The 19,580-nt window shown below is 55.5% G+C and carries 19 protein-coding genes and 1 tRNA gene; 12 read left to right on the top strand and 8 right to left on the bottom strand.

All coding sequences use genetic code 11. The annotated features are described in order from the left end of the window. Window positions 1-325 precede the first annotated feature (325 nt). The 3 genes from ACEYDX_RS01655 to ACEYDX_RS01645 all read left to right on the top strand — a co-directional run bounded on the left by ACEYDX_RS01655 (window position 326) and on the right by ACEYDX_RS01645 (window position 2,692). Window positions 326-877, top strand: coding sequence for a YagU family protein (locus ACEYDX_RS01655; protein WP_373740296.1), 552 nt, complete (start codon window positions 326-328; stop codon window positions 875-877). 246 nt (window positions 878-1,123) lie between these two features. Beyond that, window positions 1,124-1,522: a DUF350 domain-containing protein gene (locus ACEYDX_RS01650; RefSeq protein WP_373740295.1), complete on the top strand. Its 399-nt coding sequence runs from the start codon at window positions 1,124-1,126 to the stop codon at window positions 1,520-1,522. A 150-nt stretch (window positions 1,523-1,672) separates the two neighbouring features. Beyond that, window positions 1,673-2,692 carry an SPFH domain-containing protein gene (locus ACEYDX_RS01645; RefSeq protein WP_373740294.1) on the top strand — a complete coding sequence of 340 codons (1,020 nt, stop codon included), beginning with the start codon at window positions 1,673-1,675 and terminating at the stop codon, window positions 2,690-2,692. A 56-nt stretch (window positions 2,693-2,748) separates the two neighbouring features. Here the strand turns inward: ACEYDX_RS01645 and ACEYDX_RS01640 are convergent, their stop codons facing one another. Then, the gene (locus ACEYDX_RS01640; RefSeq protein WP_373740293.1) at window positions 2,749-2,958 is read right to left on the bottom strand and encodes a hypothetical protein; all 210 of its coding nucleotides are present in this window, start codon (window positions 2,956-2,958) and stop codon (window positions 2,749-2,751) included. Between ACEYDX_RS01640 and ACEYDX_RS01635 the strand changes: the two genes are divergently transcribed. The 4 genes from ACEYDX_RS01635 (at window position 2,957) to ACEYDX_RS01620 (ending at window position 7,043) form a co-directional block, all read left to right on the top strand. Beyond that, window positions 2,957-4,483 (top strand): DUF4178 domain-containing protein, encoded by a 1,527-nt coding sequence (locus ACEYDX_RS01635; RefSeq protein WP_373740292.1) that lies wholly within the window; start codon window positions 2,957-2,959, stop codon window positions 4,481-4,483. The two genes, ACEYDX_RS01640 and ACEYDX_RS01635, sit on opposite strands and share 2 nt — an antisense overlap. Window positions 4,484-4,486: 3 nt before the next feature. Further along, window positions 4,487-4,642 (top strand): hypothetical protein, encoded by a 156-nt coding sequence (locus ACEYDX_RS01630; protein ID WP_373740291.1) that lies wholly within the window; start codon window positions 4,487-4,489, stop codon window positions 4,640-4,642. Beyond that, window positions 4,639-5,004, top strand: a complete 366-nt coding sequence (gene speD, locus ACEYDX_RS01625) for an adenosylmethionine decarboxylase (RefSeq protein WP_373740290.1) — start codon at window positions 4,639-4,641, stop codon at window positions 5,002-5,004. The genes ACEYDX_RS01630 and speD overlap by 4 nt, the downstream gene beginning before the upstream one ends. A gap of 419 nt (window positions 5,005-5,423) precedes the next feature. Beyond that, the gene (locus tag ACEYDX_RS01620; RefSeq protein ID WP_373740289.1) at window positions 5,424-7,043 is read left to right on the top strand and encodes an FAD-dependent oxidoreductase; all 1,620 of its coding nucleotides are present in this window, start codon (window positions 5,424-5,426) and stop codon (window positions 7,041-7,043) included. A gap of 810 nt (window positions 7,044-7,853) precedes the next feature. On the opposite strand, the gene ACEYDX_RS01615 is transcribed toward ACEYDX_RS01620, so the two are convergent. The 4 genes from ACEYDX_RS01615 to ACEYDX_RS01600 form a co-directional block, all read right to left on the bottom strand. Then, window positions 7,854-8,486, bottom strand: coding sequence for a 7-carboxy-7-deazaguanine synthase QueE (locus ACEYDX_RS01615; protein ID WP_373740288.1), 633 nt, complete (start codon window positions 8,484-8,486; stop codon window positions 7,854-7,856). Beyond that, window positions 8,479-8,907, bottom strand: a complete 429-nt coding sequence (queD, locus tag ACEYDX_RS01610; RefSeq protein WP_373740287.1) for a 6-carboxytetrahydropterin synthase QueD — start codon at window positions 8,905-8,907, stop codon at window positions 8,479-8,481. Before queD ends, ACEYDX_RS01615 begins: the two co-directional genes overlap by 8 nt. A 366-nt stretch (window positions 8,908-9,273) precedes the next feature. After that, window positions 9,274-9,930: a 7-cyano-7-deazaguanine synthase QueC gene (gene queC / locus ACEYDX_RS01605; protein WP_373740286.1), complete on the bottom strand. Its 657-nt coding sequence runs from the start codon at window positions 9,928-9,930 to the stop codon at window positions 9,274-9,276. A 244-nt stretch (window positions 9,931-10,174) separates the two neighbouring features. Then, window positions 10,175-10,259 (bottom strand) — tRNA-Leu (locus ACEYDX_RS01600). A 147-nt stretch (window positions 10,260-10,406) separates the two neighbouring features. On the opposite strand from ACEYDX_RS01600, the gene dxs reads away from it, so the two are divergent. The 3 genes from dxs to ACEYDX_RS01585 all read left to right on the top strand — a co-directional run bounded on the left by dxs (window position 10,407) and on the right by ACEYDX_RS01585 (window position 13,602). Next, window positions 10,407-12,293 (top strand): 1-deoxy-D-xylulose-5-phosphate synthase, encoded by a 1,887-nt coding sequence (gene dxs, locus ACEYDX_RS01595; RefSeq protein ID WP_373740285.1) that lies wholly within the window; start codon window positions 10,407-10,409, stop codon window positions 12,291-12,293. Between the two features lie 364 nt (window positions 12,294-12,657). Further along, window positions 12,658-12,927, top strand: coding sequence for a 30S ribosomal protein S15 (rpsO, locus tag ACEYDX_RS01590; RefSeq protein ID WP_373740284.1), 270 nt, complete (start codon window positions 12,658-12,660; stop codon window positions 12,925-12,927). A 141-nt stretch (window positions 12,928-13,068) separates the two neighbouring features. Further along, entirely contained in the window at window positions 13,069-13,602 is a 534-nt protein-coding gene (locus tag ACEYDX_RS01585; protein WP_373740283.1) for a glutathione peroxidase, read from the top strand. A 527-nt stretch (window positions 13,603-14,129) separates the two neighbouring features. On the opposite strand, the gene ACEYDX_RS01580 is transcribed toward ACEYDX_RS01585, so the two are convergent. After that, on the bottom strand, window positions 14,130-14,927 hold the full coding sequence (locus ACEYDX_RS01580) for a DUF4198 domain-containing protein (protein WP_373740282.1): 798 nt from the start codon (window positions 14,925-14,927) through the stop codon (window positions 14,130-14,132). A 468-nt stretch (window positions 14,928-15,395) separates the two neighbouring features. Between ACEYDX_RS01580 and aroG the strand changes: the two genes are divergently transcribed. Next, a complete protein-coding gene (gene aroG / locus ACEYDX_RS01575; RefSeq protein ID WP_373740281.1) occupies window positions 15,396-16,439 on the top strand; it encodes a 3-deoxy-7-phosphoheptulonate synthase AroG in 1,044 nt (347 codons plus the stop codon). 150 nt (window positions 16,440-16,589) lie between these two features. Beyond that, complete coding sequence (acpS, locus tag ACEYDX_RS01570; RefSeq protein WP_373740280.1) at window positions 16,590-16,967, top strand: holo-ACP synthase; 378 nt, start codon at window positions 16,590-16,592, stop codon at window positions 16,965-16,967. A 248-nt stretch (window positions 16,968-17,215) separates the two neighbouring features. On the opposite strand, the gene ACEYDX_RS01565 is transcribed toward acpS, so the two are convergent. Together ACEYDX_RS01565 and hisB are read right to left on the bottom strand one after the other, a co-directional pair. After that, window positions 17,216-17,974: an ABC transporter ATP-binding protein gene (locus ACEYDX_RS01565; protein WP_373740279.1), complete on the bottom strand. Its 759-nt coding sequence runs from the start codon at window positions 17,972-17,974 to the stop codon at window positions 17,216-17,218. Window positions 17,975-18,621: 647 nt separating this feature from the next. Then, on the bottom strand, window positions 18,622-19,563 hold the full coding sequence (hisB, locus tag ACEYDX_RS01560) for an imidazoleglycerol-phosphate dehydratase HisB (protein ID WP_373740278.1): 942 nt from the start codon (window positions 19,561-19,563) through the stop codon (window positions 18,622-18,624). Window positions 19,564-19,580: the final 17 nt, after the last annotated feature.

Here is a 19,580-nt window from a genome sequence, read left to right as displayed (position 1 = left end):
ATTGATGGGAAAACGGTTGCGGTTTTGCGATACGGCGGGCCGTCGGGCGAAGCCTTGTGCAGGGTCGGACGCCGTCTGAAAAGCAGATATTCGGATAAAAGGTTTTTCTGGCCGCAGGCGGTGTTCAGACGGCCTCCGTTTTCTTTTGCCGCAGCTTGGGTTGTGTCAAGCCGGCCTGCCGTTCGGGCATCAAACCGTACGGTTTTTGATTTTGGTCATGTTACATCAGCCTACAAGGCAGATGCCCGCATGGTTTTTGTGCCGTTTGGTTAGAATATCGGCTCTGTCTGACTCTGCCGCTGCGGCATATGAAAGGAGTAGTGCCATGGATTATCAAAACCCGACCAACCGTAAAATCATTCTTTGGACGACTTTGGTCGGCGGTTTTATCAGCTCGTTGGTGAAATGGGGTTCGGAAGTCAACACCCCGCCGCGTATGCCCGGCGAAATTTCGCCGCCGGGGGCGAACATCGACGCATGGCTCGGCTGGGCGGGCATCAACCAGCATTCGTTGGACTACACTTACCAGGGCGTGCATGTATTGGGGGCGGTTACGCTGTACCACTGGCTGTTCAGCTTTGTGTTTGCGTTTGTATATGTGGTCGGCTCGGTTTACTGGTCGAAAATGCGGCTGTGGTACGGCGCACTGTACGGAATCATCATCACGCTGGTGATGCACGGGCTGCTGATTCCGATGTTCGGTTTCCGCAATCCCAAATACGCCGACGGCGCGACGGGTTGGTTGTGGAATCTGAATTTTGCCGAACATTTCAGCGAATTTTTAGGCCATATTTATTGGTCGGTATCCATCGAAGTGTGCATGATTGCCGTGCTGGCGCATTTCGGCCGCCCGATTTACGGCAAATGGTTCGAATGACGCCCGCCGTCTGAAAACCAATGCGCAGGGAATGACGGGAATGCAGACCGAGTGCCGGCGGCGTATCCGGAAAACGCCCTTTTCCGCAAAGGTTTGCAAAACCTGATTTGCTTTTGCGGGCGAAATTTTAAGGCCGTCTGAAAAATGGTTTTCAGACGGCCTTCGTGTATTTTCCCGATTGCCGCATGCCTGTTCAAACTGTGGCATAATCCCCCTAAATATATCAATTTGAAAAGGAATCGCACCGTGAGCATCTCTCTTTCGCAATATTTCGGCTACCTGCAATACATGCTGGGCGGCATCGCCATGACTGCCGCCTTCGGCGCGGTTTACCTGCGCATCACGCCTGCCGAGGAAATCCGTCTGATCAAAAACGGCAATCTGGCCTGCGCCTTGTCGTTCGGCGGCGCGCTGGCGGGATTCTGCATCGCGCTCACATCGAGCATCGCCCACAGCGTCGGTTTTTTCGACTTTATCCTGTGGAGCATTGCGGCGGGGGCGATTCAGATTCTGGTGTACTTTGCCGCCACCCGCATCGTTAAGGGCGCGGATGAAGAGCTTGTGAACAACAATGTGGCCGTCGGCGCGTTTTTCTGCGCGATTTCGCTCGGCATCGGTTTGCTGAACGCGGCTTGTCTGGCTTGACGCAGGACAGGAATCCGGACGGCGTTTTGCCCGTTATCCGCATCATCCGCCGCGACAATACCCCGTGCGGCGGATGAGGCCGTCTGAAAACCCATCCGAATCTTTCCAACCGGCGGGCCGCGCCCGCCCTACAACACAAAGGAAACCACCATGGTATTGGACTTTATCAAGAAGCAGTTTATCGACGTCATCCAATGGGAAAGCCCCGACGAAAAAACGCTGGTGTGGCGTTTTCCCGTGGCCGACCAGGAAATCCAAAACGGTGCCAGCCTGACCGTGCGCGAAGCGCAGATGGCGATGTTTGTCGATGAAGGCGTTACCGCCGACGTGTTCGGCGCAGGCCGCCATACGCTCAATACGCAAACCCTGCCGCTGCTCACCAACCTGAAAAACTGGGACAAACTCTTCCAATCCCCGTTCAAATCCGACGTTTACTTCTTCAACACCAAACAGCAGCTCGCCCGCAAATGGGGCACCGCCCAGCCCGTTACCGTGCGCGACGCCGAATTCGGCGCGGTGCAGTTGCGCTCGTTCGGCATGTACGCCTACAAAATCACCGACCCCGCCGTGTTTTTCAAAGAAGTCAGCGGCGTAGTGGAAAGCTATACCGGCGAACAGCTCGAAGCCCAGTTGCGCAACATCGTCATGACTCAGCTTGCCGCCGCCTTCGGCAATTCCGGCGTACCCTTCCTCGACATGGCCGCCAACCAAGTACTGCTGTCGCAGAAAGTGGCCGAACTGCTGGCCGCCGAATTCGCCAAACTCGGCCTGACGCTTGAAAACTTCACCGTCGAAAGCATCACCCTGCCCGAAGCCATCCAAAAAGCGCTCGACAAAAAAATCTCCATGGGCATCATCGGCGACATGGGCAAATACACCCAATACCAAACCGCCGAAGCCATTCCGCTCGCCGCCCAAAACGAAGGCGGGTTGGCCGGCATCGGCGCAGGTTTGGGCGTAGGCGCAGGCATCGGACAGGCCATGGCCGGCGCGATGGCAGGCATGGACCAACCGCAAACCGGCCAAACCGCGCCCGTTCAGACGGCCTCCCCCGCCGAAGACCCGCAGGCAAAACTCGCCAAACTCAAAACCCTGCTCGACAACGGTTTGATTTCCCAAGCGGATTACGACAACGCCAAAGCCGAAGTATTGAAGCAGTTAATCGGGTAGGCGGTAGGTACGGTTAGCCGCCCGAAGCGGCGTAACCGTACAGAAGATTGCAATTTTCAGACGGCCTTTCGTGTATTCCAAGCCGTTGCGTACGTTTTCGCCGCTTCGGGCAAAAAACGTATCCGCACATAGTCAGACAGGCCGTCTGAAAAGCGTTTCAGCGCATGGCGCAAAACACAGGCAATGGGGGCGGATACGGACGGTTCCGCATAATAAGCGGCAATACAGGCCGTCCGAACCCCAAAATCAATCAAAGACACAATCATGACCGAACCTTTTTTCAAAACCGACTGCCCGAGCTGCGGTGCGCCCGTCGAAGCGCATTCGGCCACCGCCGTAACGCTGGTGTGCGGCCACTGCCACAGCATGCTGGTGCGGCACGACGAAGGCATCCGCGATACCGGCCGCGATTCTGCGCTGCTGGAAGATTTCAGTCCGCTGCAAACCGGTACGGTCGGGCGGTTTGCCGGAACGGGTTTTACGCTGGCCGGACGTTTGCAGGTGAAATACGACGCGGGGGCTTGGAACGAGTGGTATGCGCTGTTCGACGATGGCGGAACGGGCTGGCTTTCGGAAGCGGGCGATCTGTATGTGATGACGCGTTCGGGCGAACCGCCGTCTGAAACGCCCGCATTCCACGACATCCGTGCGGGGTACAGTACGCTCGATTATCAGGGCAAACGCTTTACCGCGTCGGACGTGCGCGAAATCACGCTGTCGCAGGCGCAGGCCGAAGGCGAGCTGCCGTTTGCGCTTTCAGACGGCCTGAGCAACCGCGTGGCCGACTGGCGTTGCGAAAACCTGTTCGTTACGCTGGATTATGCCGACCCCGCCGCGCCGGAACTGTTTTACGGGCGGATGGTGAAACTCGACGAACTGGGGCTGCAAAACACCCGCAGCGACGACCGAATCCGCGAAACGGCAGGCCGTCTGAAAGGCGAGCGCGTTTCGGAAAACTGCCCCAGCTGCGGTTCGCCCGTGCATTGGGTGGGCGGCCTGACCCATGTGCTGACCTGTCCCGCCTGCGCAAGCGAATTGGACGTTTCCGAAGCCAAAGCGGATCTGATTCGTGCCAACGACATGCGCAGCGGGCAGGCGGAGCTGTTTACGCTGCCCATCGGCAAAACAGGCCGTCTGAACGGCATCGAATATACCGTTATCGGCGCGGTGCGCTATGCCGAAACCGACGCGCAGGAAACGTTTGACGCGATGTACGGCGGCAAGGCGCACAACCTGCCCCCCGAAGGAAGCTGGAACGAATACCTGCTTTACAACACGCAGAAAGGCTTCAGGTGGCTGGTGGAGGCGGAAGACGGCTGGAGCATGTCGGAAACGCTCGAAACCTGGCCCCGGCTCGACCGCAACGGCCAGCCGCAGGGTTTGTCGAAACTTTACGATTACGGCGGCGTCGTGGCCGTGGCCGCAGGCGCGTTTTACTGGCGCGTTAAAAGCGGCGATTTGAACTATTACACCGACTACAAACAGGGCAGCGGCAAACTGTGCGCAGAAATTTCCGCAAACGAAATGGCGTGGAGCAAAAGCATGCCGGTATCCGCCGCGCACATTGCCGCCGCTTTCGGACTGGATGAAACCGGTATGCCGCATTACGCGGCGCAGGCGGGGGGCGGAACCGTACCCAAATCGAAACGCGTTTTGATGCTGGTTGTCCTGATCGTGCTGAACCTGCCTGCGCTGTTTATGGAAGGCGGAAGCGACGGTTTGATTTTCACGGCGATGGCCGGTTGGCTGATGTGGTCGATGGGCGGTAACGCCGATGACGAGGAGGATTGAGCGGTGAACGAAAAAAGCTATATGATTGTGTGCGGCATCATCATTTTTGTGGTTACCGCCTGCAATTATTTCCTGTTTGCCGGCGACAGCTCGAGCAATACGCGTACGCACAGCGGCGGCGGCTATTACTACGGCGGCGGTTCGGGAGGGCACAAATGACCTACCGTCCGGGCAGCCACGGCCTGTTGGATCTGTACGGCTGTCCAGACGGCCTGCTGCGCGACGAAGGCCGTCTGAAAACCGTTTTGCGGCAGGCCGCCGAAGCAGCGGGGGCAACCGTTTTGGACGGCCGTTTCCATATTTTCGGCGATGCGGGCGGCGTAACCGGCGTTTTGCTCCTGGCCGAATCGCACATCAGCATCCATACTTGGCCGGAACACCGCTTTGCCGCCGTCGATATTTTCCTGTGCGGCGGCATGCCGCTGGAAGCCGCCCGCAGCAGCCTGACGGTGGCGTTTGCCGCAGAAAAAACCGAATGGACGGTGCAGCCGCGCGGTGCGGGCGTGCAGGGCAAGGCATAAGCAGTTTGCGCCTGCGCCTGATGGCAGGCCGTCTGAAAAGCAGCGCCGTTTTTCAGACGGCCTGTCTGTTTTTCGGTGTCAGACAGATGGTCTGGCTGATTTTTTTGAGTTCCGTTGTTTCCGCGCAGGCGGGAGCCCGAACCTGCAATCCAGTATTTTATTGGGCTGTGTCCGGATTGGCGTTAATGTCTACAACCGTCATTCCCGCACCGACGGGAATCTATGTCTGCAATCCGGTATCTTTTGTTTAGGCAAACACTTGTCAATACCCAAGCCGGATTCACGTTTGCACGGGCATGACGGAAGTCGGAGAAAACCGTCGCTCCATTGTCGTCAACGCACCATCCGATACATCCGTATCCGCAACATGTTATCCGGACACGGATGTTATTATTCCCCATAATTTTCAAACACATGATATGAACCGCCGCCAATTTCTTTCCTATTCCGCCACGCTTGCCGCCGCCGCGTCCGTTTCCTATCTCGGCCACCGTTACCTCAACCGCCGCCCCGGCGTCAGCGTGAATCTGGCGGGGCTGCCGCGTGGACACGCCGTGCGCGACGGTTTTTCGGGCGGCGAGCCGCAACGAAAGGCGCATTGCGAAACGCTGATTCTCGGCAGCGGTGCGGCGGGTTTGGGCGCGTTGTGGTATCTGGTAAAAAACGGCAGTAAAAACATTGTGTTGGCCGAAGGTTTTGAGCGCAACGGCAACAATGCGGCCTACCGTTTTCAGGAAATGGCCGCGCCCACGGGGGCGCATTATCTTGCGCTGCCGTCGGAAGAGAGCGTGTATGTGCGCGAACTGCTGCGCGATTTGGGCATCCTGCTTTCAGACGGCGTTTATAACGAAACCGATTTGGTGCACGCGCCCGAATCGCGTCTGCTGTTCCAAGGCAAATGGCAGGAATCGCTGCTGCCGCGCGAAGATGCCGACAGCCGCCGTTTTTTCGCGTTGACAGGCCGTCTGAAAACCCTGCGCGGCGCGGACGGCAAAAAAGTGTTTGCCATCCCGATTGCCGAATCGTCGCACGATAACGAATGGCGCAGGCTCGACACCATGACCTTCGCGCAATGGCTGGATGCGGAAAACTACCGCTCCGAAACGCTGCGCTGGTATCTCGACTACTGCTGCCGCGACGACTACGGACAGGGCATTGCCCAAGTTTCCGCGTTTGCAGGGCTGCACTACTTTGCCGCGCGCGGCGACAACGGCGAAACCGTGCTGACTTGGCCGCAGGGCTTGGCCAGGCTGTCGGACGGCATGAGACAACTGGCCGGGCTGGAAAGTTTGGCTGCAATGCCGTCTGAAACGGCATGGATGTTCGGCCGCCCCGTTGCGCTGGATGCCGCCGCCGTGAAAATCCGCGAAGTTTCAGACGGCTTCGAAGTGTGGCTGCGCGATAACGGCAGCGGGCAGGCCGTTGCCGTTACGGCAGAAAACGTTATCTGCGCCATGCCCTTGGCCGTGGCCGCGCGGGTTGTGGACAACCCCGCGCAATACGGTTTCGGCAGGCTGCCCGAATCCGCGCCGTGGCTGGTGTCGAATTTCGTGATGCACCCGCTGCCGCCTGAAACCGCCGACCCTGCATGGGACAGCGTGGTTTACCGCGGCAAAGGTTTGGGCTACGTTGATGCCGCCCACCAGCTCATCCGCGTCGGCGTGCCGCAGAAAGCCCTGTTTACCGCCTATGCCGCGCTCGACCACGATACGCCGCAAAACGTGCGCCGTATGCTGCTTGCCGCCAAGCCCGAACAACTGCTCGACATCGCGGCGCAAGATTTGCTCGAAGTGTACGGCAAACGTTTCTGGCAGTATGTGGAGCACGTCGATATTACCGTGCGCGGCCACGGCATGGCCGTGCCAAAGGCGGGCTATCTGTCGGATAAAGTATTGGAAAAATTGAGAAACCGTTTAGACGGCCTGCTGTTTGCGCACAGTGATTTGAGCGGCTATTCGGTGTTTGAAGAAGCCCTGTATTGGGGCGTGGAAGCCGCGCGGAAAGTATTGGCGGAGCAGGGCGAAGTGAAGACGGTTTGAGCGGATGTGCGCGGATGGATAATCCGCCGATTACGGCTGTGATAAAAGCCGTCTGAATTGCCGTGATGTCCGTAAATGCCGTAGGTACGGTTAGCCGCCTCAAGCGGCGTAACCGTACGAAACGGCGTAACCGAACCCAAGCAAACGAGACAAAGGCCGTCTGAAAACATATCGGTATGAAGCGGTTGGGTTTGTACGGTTACGCCGCTTGAGGCGGCTAACCGTACCTACGGTTTCATTGTACGAAACGGCGTAACCGAACTCAAACAAACGATACAAAGGCCGTCTGAAAACATATCGGTATGAAGCGGTTGCGTTTTGTACGGTTACGCCGCTTGAGGCGGCTAACCGTACCTACGGTTTCATTGTACGAAACGGCGTAACCGAACCCAAGCAAACGAGACAAAGGCCGTCTGAAAACAGATTGGTATGAAGCGGTTGGGTTTTGTACGGTTACGCCGCTTTGGGCGGCTAACCGTACCTACGGTTTCATTGTACGAAACGGCGTAACCGCACCCAAGCAAACGAGGCAAAGGCCGTCTGAAAACAGATTGGTATGAAGCGGTTGGGTTTTGTACGGTTACGCCGCTGGGGCGGCTAACCGTACCTACGGTTTCATTGCATGAAACGGTGTAACCGTGCCCAAGCAAACGATACAAAGGCCGTCTGAAAACAGATTGGTGCGATGCGGTTGCGTTTTGTACGGTTACGCCGCTTTGGGCGGCTAACCGTACCTACGGCATCTGGATTCCCGTCTGCGCGGGAATGACGGCATTGAACCGTGCTTGTCCGTACCTGCTTTCAGACGGCCTATTCAATCCCCGCCCATTTGTGCGTCTGCACGCTCAACTGCCAATGCACGGGTTTGTTCGGGCGGCCGTTCAATACGCCGATTTGGCGGATGGTGTCGTAAATATTCATTTCGCCGCCGGTTTCGCAGGGCGACAGATAGTAATGTTCCGCACGGATTTTCCGTTCCATTTTTTCTGCAAAATCAAGCACGTCGCCGTCGGCGACAATCCGCACTTCCGAGGCCGTCTGAATGCACTGTTTTTCATACTTGGCGGCATAGCAGGCTTTCGGGCTGGCGGAAACGAAATCTATCTGCGGCGGCGCGGGATTGAGGCCGTTGGTTTCCATGCACAAAAAATAGCCTTGGTTTTTCAATGCGTCGAGCAGGATTTCCAGATGCGGCTGGATGGTCGGTTCGCCGCCCGTGATGATGATGTTGCGGGCGGCGTATTTTTTCAGACGGCCCATGATGTCGGCAAGGCCCATCATGTCGAATGTGAGGTAGTCGGTGTCGCACCAGCTGCACGCCAGATTGCATTTGCCCAAACGGATGAACACGGCGGGCATGCCGGTGTTGCGGCCTTCTCCCTGAAGGCTCTCGAAGATTTCGACAATGCGGTATTGCGGGTTTTCGGGGCGGATTTCAGTCATCTTCTCCCCCGTATTCGGCGCACGAGGTCGGTGTTTCCCACAATTTGACGCTGCACACGGGCAGCCCTGCGGTTTTCAGACGGCCGTACATTTCCGCCGCCATGTTTTCGGCGGTGGTGCGCACGTTCAGACGCAGGGTTTTCATGTTCCAGCTTTCGAGCAGCGCGGCGATTTGGCTTTCGCGCGCATTTGCGCCGTGGTAGATGAAGGCATGATCGAACGGGGCAATGATTTCGCGTTTGACAAGGGCTTGCAGGTCGGCGAAATCCATCACCATGCCGTCTTTCGCGCCGCCGCAGATGAGGCCGTCTGAAACGGTGACTTCGAGCCTGTAAGTGTGGCCGTGCAGGTTTTGGCATTTGCCGTCGTGTCCGTCCAAAAGATGGGCGGAATCGAATGTGAAGATTTTGGTGATTTTCATGGATGGGTTCGCTGTGGGTTTTCAGACGGCATGGTTTGGCGTTCAGGCCGCCTGAATAAAAACGGTTCGGTTGAAGGCGGCGGATTGCGGCGGATAGACTTGAAAGCCGTGTTTGCACGCGGTGTACGGATTGGTGCGGTGCCGTTCGCAACCGTCATTCCCGCGCGGACGGAAATCCGGACTGAGGACTTACGCTCTCTTTTTGATTCCTGGGCTTGTGAATATCGGTTCCGGATTCCTGCTGCGCGGGAATGACGATGGGGTGTCGGTCTGTTTCTGAAAGTAAGGCCGGTTTGCCGCAGGTACGGTTAGCCGTTCCAAGCGGTGTAACCGTACACAACGCCGCCGCATCGCGCCGATAGGTTTTCAGACGGCCTTTTCCGCCAGATATTCCGCCAACCCCTTTTCGCGCAACACGCAGCTCGGGCATTCGCCGCAGCCGCCTGCCGTGCCGTTGTAGCAGGTGTGGGTATGTTCGCGGATGTAGTCAAGACAGCCCATTTCGTCGGCCAACGCCCACGTTTGCGCTTTGGTCAGGTACATCAGCGGAGTGTGGATTTGGAAAGCGTAATCCATCGCCAGATTGAGGGTAACGTTCATCGATTTGACGAACACGTCGCGGCAGTCGGGATAGCCGGAAAAATCGGTTTCGCACACGCCCGTGATGATGTGGCGGATATTTTGGCTTTTGGCGTATATCGCGGCGTAGAGCAGAAAGAGCGCGTTGCGGCCGTCGACAAAAGTATTCGGCACGCCGTTTGAGGCCGTCTGAATTTCCGCGCCTTCGTCCATCAGCGCATTGTGCGTTACCTGCTTCATCACGCTCAAATCCAACACCGTCTGCCGTACGCCCCAATCGGCGGCGATGCGGCGGGCGCATTCCAATTCGATGTCATGACGCTGGCCGTATCGGAAGGTAACGGCCTGCACGTTGCCGCGCCCGTATTGCCGGACGGCCTGAATCAGGCAGGTGGTGGAATCCTGTCCGCCGGAAAAAATCACCAGAGCTTGTTCGTCGTGCATTTGCGTTGTCCTCAAAAACCAAATCGGCAGGCCGCCGATTATACCCGTTTTCAGACGGCCTGATTCCGGTAAGGCAACAGCGGACAAGCCCGGCTTGTCAGCCGGCGGCCGAACGGCAGGCCGTCTGAAAAAGCGGGTGAGGTTAAGAACAGGTTGGAAATCAGGTTGTATGTCCGCTCGGATAGGATATAGGGAGATGTACAGGCGTAAAAAAACAGCCTGAAAAAGGCTGTTTTTTTGATTATGGTGCGGACGGAGAGACTCGAACTCTCACACCTCTCGGCGCCAGAACCTAAATCTGGTGCGTCTACCAATTTCGCCACGTCCGCAGGCTGATGGATTAGGAAGCGGGATTATACAGCTTGCGGGCTTTTTGGCAAAGCTCAGTTGTGCCGTGTGGCCGATATTTTTAAAAAGTGCGGTTCGGCGGCAAGTCTTGCTATAATCGGCTGCTGCAATTTCCCGATAAGAACACCATGAGCCAAACCCCTTTACTCGACACTGTTACGCTGCCTCAGGATTTGCGTAATTTGGACAAAGACAAGCTGCCGCAGGTGGCTGAGGAGCTGCGCGCGTTCCTGCTGGAAACGGTGGGCAAAACCGGCGGCCATTTCGCCAGCAATCTCGGTGCGGTCGAGCTGACGGTGGCGCTGCATTACGTTTATAACACGCCCGAAGATCATTTGGTGTGGGATGTCGGCCATCAGAGTTATCCGCATAAAATCCTGACCGGCCGCCGCAGCCGCATGGATACGATGCGCAAATACGGCGGTTTGGCAGGTTTCCCCAAGCGCGGCGAGTCGGCTTACGATGCTTTCGGGGTGGGACATTCGTCCACATCCATCGGGGCGGCTCTGGGCATGGCGGTGGCAGACAAACTGTCGGGGCGTGCCGGACGCAGCGTGGCGATTATCGGCGACGGCGCGATGACTGCGGGTCAGGCTTTCGAGGCGTTGAACTGTGCGGGCGATATGGACATCGACCTGCTCGTGATTCTCAACGACAACGAAATGTCGATTTCCCCCAATGTGGGCGCGCTGCCGAAATATCTGGCGAGCAATGTGGTGCGTGATATGCGCGGCGTTCTGCATACGTTTAAGCAGCAGTCGGAGAAAGTGCTCCATATCGTTCCCGGCGCGTTGGGGATTGCGCAGAAAGTTGAACACAAAATCAAAACCATCGCTCAGGAAGCGGAACATGCCAAGCAGTCGCTGTCGCTGTTTGAGAATTTCGGTTTCCGCTACACAGGCCCCGTCGACGGCCACAATGTTTCACAACTGGTTGAAGTATTGGAAGATTTGCGCAGCCGCAAAGGGCCGCAGCTTCTGCACGTTATCACCAAAAAAGGGCAGGGTTACAAACTCGCGGAAAACGATCCCGTGAAATACCATGCCGTTGCCCATCTTGATAAAGACAGCAAAGACAGCGTTCCTGCCGCCAAGCCCGCCGTCCGTCCCACTTATACCCAGATTTTCGGCAGATGGCTGTGCGACCAGGCCGCTGCCGACAAACGTCTCGCCGCCATTACGCCGGCCATGCGCGAAGGCAGCGGTTTGGTCGAATACGAACAGCGTTTTCCCGAACGCTATTTCGATGTCGGCATTGCCGAGCAGCATGCGGTAACTTTTGCCGCAGGTTTGGCCTGCGAAGGCATGAAACCCGTTGTCGCCATTTATTCCACTTTTTTGCAGCGGGCGTATGACCAGCTTGTGCACGACGTCGCCCTGCAAAACCTGCCCGTTTTGTTTGCGGTTGACCGTGCGGGCATCGTCGGTGCAGACGGCCCCACCCATGCGGGGCTGTACGATTTGAGCTTCCTGCGCTGCATTCCCAATATGGTCATCGCCGTTCCCAGCGACGAAAACGAATGCCGTCTGCTGCTGTCTTCCTGTTACGCGCTCGACTGTCCCTCGGCCGTCCGCTATCCGCGCGGTTCCGGTATCGGCGCAACCGTTTCAGACGGCCTGGATACCGTACCCGTCGGCAAAGGTTTGGTACGCAGGCAGGGAAGCAGAACCGCCGTATTCGCCTTCGGCAGCATGGTTCAGCCCGCTTTGCAGGCAGCCGGTGCGCTCGATTTGACTGTGGCCGATATGCGTTTTGTCAAACCCATCGACGAAGAGCTGATTCTCCGGTTGGCCGCAAGCCACGATTATCTCGTTACCGTTGAAGAAAACGCCGAACAGGGCGGCGCGGGCAGCGCGGTTTTGGAAGTGTTGGCGAAACACAGAATCTGCAAACCCGTTTTGGTACTCGGCGTTGCCGATACCGTTACCGAACACGGCGATGCCGAACGCCTGCTCGACGATTTGGGTTTGAGTGCCGCCAAAATCGAACAGCGTATCCGGGAATGGGCGGTTTGATTGTCGGCGGTTTCCGTTTCGGTTGAATCCGCAGTATCCTGCCGTACCGCCGCATAGCAAGACAGGCCGTCTGAAAACTTTTCAGACGGCCTGTTGACGTTTTAAAACGGCTTGAATACGGCATTCCTTGTTTCTGTTCGCATCATAATACGTTTTCAAAACGCGGCATCCGATTTCCGGTTGCCGTCGGCAAAACGGGAACATCGGCGCGTTGCGGGAAATCGGGCGATAAACGTGCATATTCCGCACGTTTGCGTTATAATTGCGCCCGCCTGTCGTTTCAGGCGCTCAGGAGTTTGCACAGGTTACGGCTTGGCAAACTTGTCCGAACCGCAAGGTTCATTTATTTTCGGAGTTATCCATCATGGCATTGACCGTAGAACAAAAAGCACAAATCGTAAAAGATTTCCAACGTAAAGAAGGCGATACCGGTTCTTCAGAAGTGCAAATCGCACTGTTGACTTTCCGCATCAACGACCTGACCCCCCACTTCAAAGCCAACGCGAAAGACCACCACAGCCGCCGCGGTTTGCTGAAAATGGTCAGCCAGCGCCGCCGTCTGTTGGCCTATCTGCGCCGCACCCAGCCCGATACTTACCGCAACCTGATCACCCGCTTGGGTCTGCGCAAATAATTTGTGCGATAAGAACACCGTTTGCAGAAACGGTGTTTTTTATTGCCGCGTTCGGCCGCAGGCCGTCTGAAACAACCTTGAATCCGTTTTCAGACGGCCTTACACTCGGCAAACGGTTTTCCACATCACAAGGATACAGACATGAGCATCTATGATTTCACCATGAAAGACGCGCAGGGCAACGATGTTGACCTGGCCGGCTACCAAGGCAAAGTGCTGCTGGTGGTCAACACCGCCACCCGCTGCGGCCTGACCCCGCAATACGAAGAATTGCAGCAACTCTACGACCGCTATGCCGCAGAAGGCTTGGAAATTCTCGACTTCCCCTGCAACCAGTTCCGCGAGCAGGCGCCGGAGAGCAGCGGCGAAATCGCGCAGGTGTGCCAGATGAAATTCGGCACACGGTTCAAAATATTCGACAAAATCGACGTGAACGGTGCCCGTGCCCATCCGCTGTATGTTTATTTGAAAGCGCAAAAGCCCGAAGACAAAGGCAATCATGTGTTCAAAGACCTGCTGCTCAAATTGGCTTCGTTGGGCGAAAAGCGCGAGGGCAGCGACATCAAATGGAATTTCACCAAGTTTCTCGTCAACCGCAACGGCGATGTGGTGGAACGTTTTGCACCGAGCGTTACGCCGTCTGAAATCGAAGCGGACATCCGCGCTTTGCTGTAAAGGCACTGCTGCAAAGGCCGTCTGAAAATGTTTCAGACGGCCTTTGTTGCGGCGGCATGGACAGCATGCCGGATTTGCTGTGATTTCTGCACAGGATAAAAATCATTTTAAAACAAAGGGTTTATTTGAATACTGCGTTGTTTTTACATTTTCCGTCATGCCCGAACAGGCGGGAACCCAGAAGCCCAGCCATAAAAAACCAATGTTGTTCAAAGGCATCCGAACCCAAAAACTTTCTGTATTCCCCGCTTGAGCAGGCATGATGGAAATCGGAGAAATCCTGCTTGTCTGCATACCGCCAAAGCATCATCCACACACAGCCAAAACAAAGAAACTTCTGTTATCCAAGCCAATGGTGTAAGAATGGATGCCCTGCATGAGCATGACGGCAGCCGGAAAACCACTCTATTGCTTCAACAGCCGTCTCCTGTGTTTCCCAAAACGGCAAAAGGCCGTCTGAAAATGTTTTCAGACGGCCTTCCTGTTACGCGTTGTTCAGACGGCATCGGGGGATGCCCGTGCCACAATCAATGTTGCTGGTGGCCGATTTGGAACGTAAGCGTGGAGTAGGCGGCCAGTTTCTGACAGGTTTTCTGGTCGCGGTAATCGGTTTTGTGCTCAACCATCGCTTTCCAGAAACCTTGGCGCAGCGGGATGATGTCGACCGTGCCGTCGTTGCCCGTGGTGTCGGAGAAGGCTTGGGCTTCGGTTTTATGGGTTTTGCTGCGGTCGCTGGTGTCGAAACCGTCGAAGGTGGCGGTTACGGTGGCGTTGGGCAGCGGTTCGCCGTTAAACAGCACTTTTACTTTGAAACGCTGGCCGACATGAACATTGGCAGGGTTGTCGAGCGGAACGATTTCGAGCGTTTGGCCGACGGGGCGGGTGATGATTTTGGTATCGGCGCTTTCATGGCCGACATTGGCGATGTTTTTGCCGTACATCATCGACTGCTCGCAATAGGTGGCGTCGGGTATGGCCTTCATATCGGCCTGTTTCCAGCCGGCTTTGTTTTTCGACCAGAATGTCGGTTTGTATTCGGCTAACACGAGATAGCTGCCGTCTTTAACCGCTTTTTTGGTTTGGAACTGGTAGTTTTTACCCTTCTGAACCATGTTTTCCCTGCCTTTTTCGGTAACGAGCTGCAAGGGCTTGAAGATGTGCAGGCGGTCTTTGGCAATCGGCTCGAACTCGGGGAATTCGCCGTAGCCGAGTTCGGCTTTCAGAATTTCGCCGCCGTGGGTATGGGCGGTTTCCACCCAAACGCGGTGGGCGTGTGCAGCGGTGGAAAACAACAGGGCGGAAAGGATAAGGGCTGTTTTTTTCATGACGGAATCTGCCGGTGGGTTGATGATGATTGTTATAATATAACAAAACCTAAAAAAAGAAAACGGTAGGCCGTCTGAAAAATGTTTTTCAGACGGCCTGTTGCCGGTATCGGTAAATTTGATACAGGGATTGTGTGTTGTGAACGGCAAAAGCCGTGCAGCCGCAGATGATTACGGGCGATGTCGATGGACGAGCCTGCTATGGTTTGCAGCAATGATGATATGGGATAGAAATATTTTTAGTTTGGAACAAATCACGGCAGGCTGCGGATGTTGGGCCGTCTGAAAATTTATCACATTGGTGTTAAATTTCAAAATATTTAAAATACAAAAATTAAAATTCTAAAAATTTATTTTTATACGGTTTTAAGAAATAAAATTGCGATTTCTGAAAAATAACCCTTGCCGTAATACGGTGGAAACGGTAGTCTGGCAGCATTGTTCCAATCATCGAAAAAGAACGTAAAAATGATTCAACGCTACCAAACCGACGACGTAAAAATCAAAGAAATCAAAGAACTGCTGCCGCCGATTGCCCATCTTTACGAATTGCCGATTACCGAAGAGGTGTCCGATTTGGTGTACCGCACCCGCAAGGAAATTGCCGATTTGGTACACGGTCGCGACAACCGTTTGCTGGTCATCATCGGCCCCTGTTCGATTCACGACCCCAAGGCCGCGATCGAATATGCTGCCCGTTTGCTGCCGTTGCGCAGGAAATATGAGAAAGAGTTGCTGATTGTGATGCGCGTGTATTTTGAAAAACCGCGCACCACCGTCGGCTGGAAAGGTTTGATTAACGACCCGCATCTGGACGGCTCGTTCGACATCAACTACGGCCTGCGTCAGGCGCGCAAGCTGTTGTTGGAGCTGAATAACATGGGCATGCCCGCATCCACCGAATTTCTCGACATGATTACGCCGCAATACTATGCCGACCTGATTTCATGGGGCGCCATCGGCGCGCGCACCACCGAAAGCCAGGTACACCGCGAACTGGCCAGCGGTTTGTCTTGTCCGGTCGGGTTCAAAAACGGCACCGACGGCAATTTGAAAATCGCCATAGATGCCATCGGTGCGGCGAACCATCCGCACCATTTCCTGTCGGTAACCAAAACGGGGCATTCCGCCATTGTGCATACCTCGGGCAATCCAGACTGCCATGTCATCCTGCGCGGCGGAAAAGAACCGAACTACGGCACGGAGCACATCAAAGATGCGGCGGCACAACTGGAAAAAGCAGGGGTTACGCCCAAATTGATGGTTGATTTCAGCCATGCCAACAGCCGAAAAGACTACCGCCGCCAGATGGAAGTGGCTCGGGATGTCGCCGCACAAATCAAAAACGGCGAAAACAACATCATGGGCGTGATGGTGGAAAGCCATTTGGTCGAAGGCCGCCAAGACAAGCCGGAAACCTACGGCCAGAGCATTACTGATGCCTGCATCGGCTGGGAAACCACCGAAGAAATGCTGGTGCTTTTGGCAGACGCAAACCGCGTCAGGGTGTAACGTTTTTGAAAAGTGTCGGATTGAAAGGCCGTCTGAAAATCCATGCAGCCGAAAAGCCAAAGGGAAAATAACGGAACGATAGGCTTTGCCGCCGTTGCAGGTTAAAATCGCATAACAGGCCGTCTGAAAATATCAATCAGGAGACATTCAATGATTTACGGAATCGGCACCGACATCGTTACCGTCAGCCGTATTGCTCGGCTGCATAAAAAATACGGCGCGGCGTTTGCTGAACGGCTGCTGAGCCATGTGGAAAAGCAGGAATATCCGCTGGCCGCCGATCCCGTCCGTTATCTGGCCAAGCATTTCGCGGCCAAAGAAGCGCTCTCGAAAGCATTGGGGACGGGCATCCGTGCGCCGGTCAGTTTCCGTAACATCAGTATCGGCCACGACGGGCAGGGTAAACCCGAAGTCATCTGCGAGCCGGAGCTGAAGGCATGGATGAAAACGCGCGGCGTCAAGCGGCTGCATCTGAGTTTGAGCGACGAAGACGATAAAGTCGTGGCGTTTGCGGTGGCGGAAAAATAGGGTTGTAAGATTGGCAACAGGCCGTCTGAAAATATTTTCAGACGGCCTGTGATTGTTTGGGCGGTATTTGAACGATGTGTTGAGTGATGCGTTAACGTTAACGGCCTTCATTGCCTCGCAAGCAGGAATCCGGCTGTAAATTTGAAGGAAGCCTGTTATCCGTAGCTTATAAATCTTAAGGTTGAACGCCCATCTGTACGGGAATGACGGTACCGGCCACCGGCGCATTATTCAAATACTGCCGTATTTTACACGTGATGCACAATCAGCTTTTTGCCTTGGTGTTCCAACACGTCCACTTCCATGCCGAACAATTCCAGAATATTCGCTTCGGTAAACACTTCGTCGGGCGAGCCGGTCAGGGCGACTTCGCCGTTTTTCATCGCCACCACGAAATCCGCATAGGCCGCCGCCTGATTGATGTCGTGCAACACGATAATCATGGTGCGGCGGTGTTCGTCGGCCAGGCGGCGCAGGGTCTGCATCAGGCTGCGGGCGTAATACATATCGAGGTTGTTGAGCGGTTCGTCGAGCAAAACGTATTCCGTCTGCTGGCAGAACACCATCGCAATCATCGCCCGCTGCCGCTGGCCGCCCGAGAGTTCGGTCAGGTAGCGGCCTGCGAACGCTTCGAGCTGGAATTCGTGCAGGGCGTTTTCGACAATCGCCTTGTCGTTTTCAGACGGCCTGCCCTGATGGTAGGGGTAGCGGCCGAACATCAGTAAATCGCGCACGGAAATGCGGCTGATGATACTGTTTTCCTGCGTGAGTATCGACACGGTTTTCGCCAGTTCCGCCGTGGGCGTGGCGGTAACGTCTTGGCTGCCGAAGGCGATGCTGCCGTGTTTCAGGGCTTGCAGCCGCGCCATAAACGACAGCAGCGTGGACTTGCCTGCGCCGTTCGGCCCGATAAGCGCGGTAATGCCGCCTTGCGGAATGTCGAGGCTGACGTTGTTCAGGATGGTTTGGCTGCCGATGTGGTGGGTAACGTTGCGGATGGTAATCATGGATGGTTGTAGGGGTTTGGGGTTTTGCCGTTCAGACGGTGGGAGCGGACGGTTATGCCTGCATTGGCGTGAGACGGAAACCGATTGTATAGGGATTGTAAGTGTAGTGGAGAGCGGGGCGGCTGTAAAATCTGCTTGTTGATGCAGCCGCTTGCAACATGATGGGCGGTTTTCAGACGGCCATTGTTCTCAGAATAACGGGATAACGGACAGATATTTGTTTTTCATTAAGAAAACATTGTTTGTGTTGGCTGTTCGGATAATGCGTTGAATACGCCGGCAGCGTTATTGCCTTCCTGTACAGGGAGGGGGAATCTGTTTTTGGGTGTAAGAAACCGTTTTTATTCATCCGCTTGTGAATGGATACTGTGGCCTGAGCGTGCATGACGGCTGTGGATGACACCCTACCAATCAATGATCTGTAATGCGAACATGGCTTTATTGACGGTTTTGTTGATGTGCTTGTGAAGATCGACTACGGGCTTTTTTTTGCATCAGGATAAAGCGGCGGGTTTGTGCAGGCTGATGATGTCCTTTTATAACCGACGCATTGTGCAGCCTTATTTTCTGTTTCATGCGGATGCGCGGTCAATGAAAAGGCCGTCTGAAAAATTTTCAGACGGCCTTTGGTGTTGCGGCGGTAAGGCTTATTCGGTTTCGGTCAGCGTGCCTTTGGTGGAAGGCATTTGGCCTGCCATGCGGGGATCGAGTTCCACCGCCATGCGCAGGGCGCGGCCGAAGGCTTTGAACAGGGTTTCGGCCTGGTGGTGGGCGTTTTTGCCGCGCAGGTTGTCGATGTGCAGGGTCATCATGCTGTGGTTGACGATGCCGTGGAAAAATTCTTCGAGCAAATCAACGTCGAACCTGCCGATTAAGGCGCGGGTGTAGTCGATGTTGTACACCAGACCGGGGCGACCGGACAAATCGATGACAACGCGGGTAAGCGCCTCATCGAGCGGCACATAGGCATGACCGTAGCGGCGGATGCCTTTTTTGTCGCCCAATGCGAGTTTCAGGGCTTGGCCGAGGGTGATGCCGATGTCTTCGACGGTGTGGTGGTCGTCGATGTGCAGGTCGCCTTTGCAGGTAATGTCCAAATCAATCATGCTGTGGCGGGCGATCTGGTCGAGCATGTGTTCGAGGAAGGGTACGCCTGTGTTGAAGCGGCCTTGGCCGGTGCCGTCGAGATTGAGGGAGATGGAAATCTGGGTTTCGTTGGTGTTGCGGGTAACGGTAACGAAACGGCCTTCGGTGTTCATGACGAACTCGGGGAAGGCAATGGCCTGTGCAGCCGCGGCTTCTTCTGCCGCTGCACGGGCTTCGGCGCGTGCGGCCGCGCGTGCTTTGTCTTCGCTGTGGTCGCGGTTGAACCAGCCTTTGCGTTTGCCCATGCCGCTTTCCAGTTTTTCGACCAGGCTGGGACGGATGCCGCGTGCGGTTTCGTCGTCTTTCTGATCTTCCAAACGGCGTTTGAGCTGCGAGAGGGAGGCGGCGTTTTCGTAACCGCAGCGTTTGGCCAAAGCGGTCATGTTGCCGGCTTCCTGTATCAGCAGGTGAAGGTTGGCTAAATGAATTTGGGTTTTGTTCATGATGTTTTCCTATAGTG

It is taken from the genome of Neisseria sp. (assembly GCF_041804105.1).
GTDB lineage: Bacteria > Pseudomonadota > Gammaproteobacteria > Burkholderiales > Neisseriaceae > Neisseria.
This window is presented reverse-complemented; position numbering and strand designations above follow the sequence as displayed.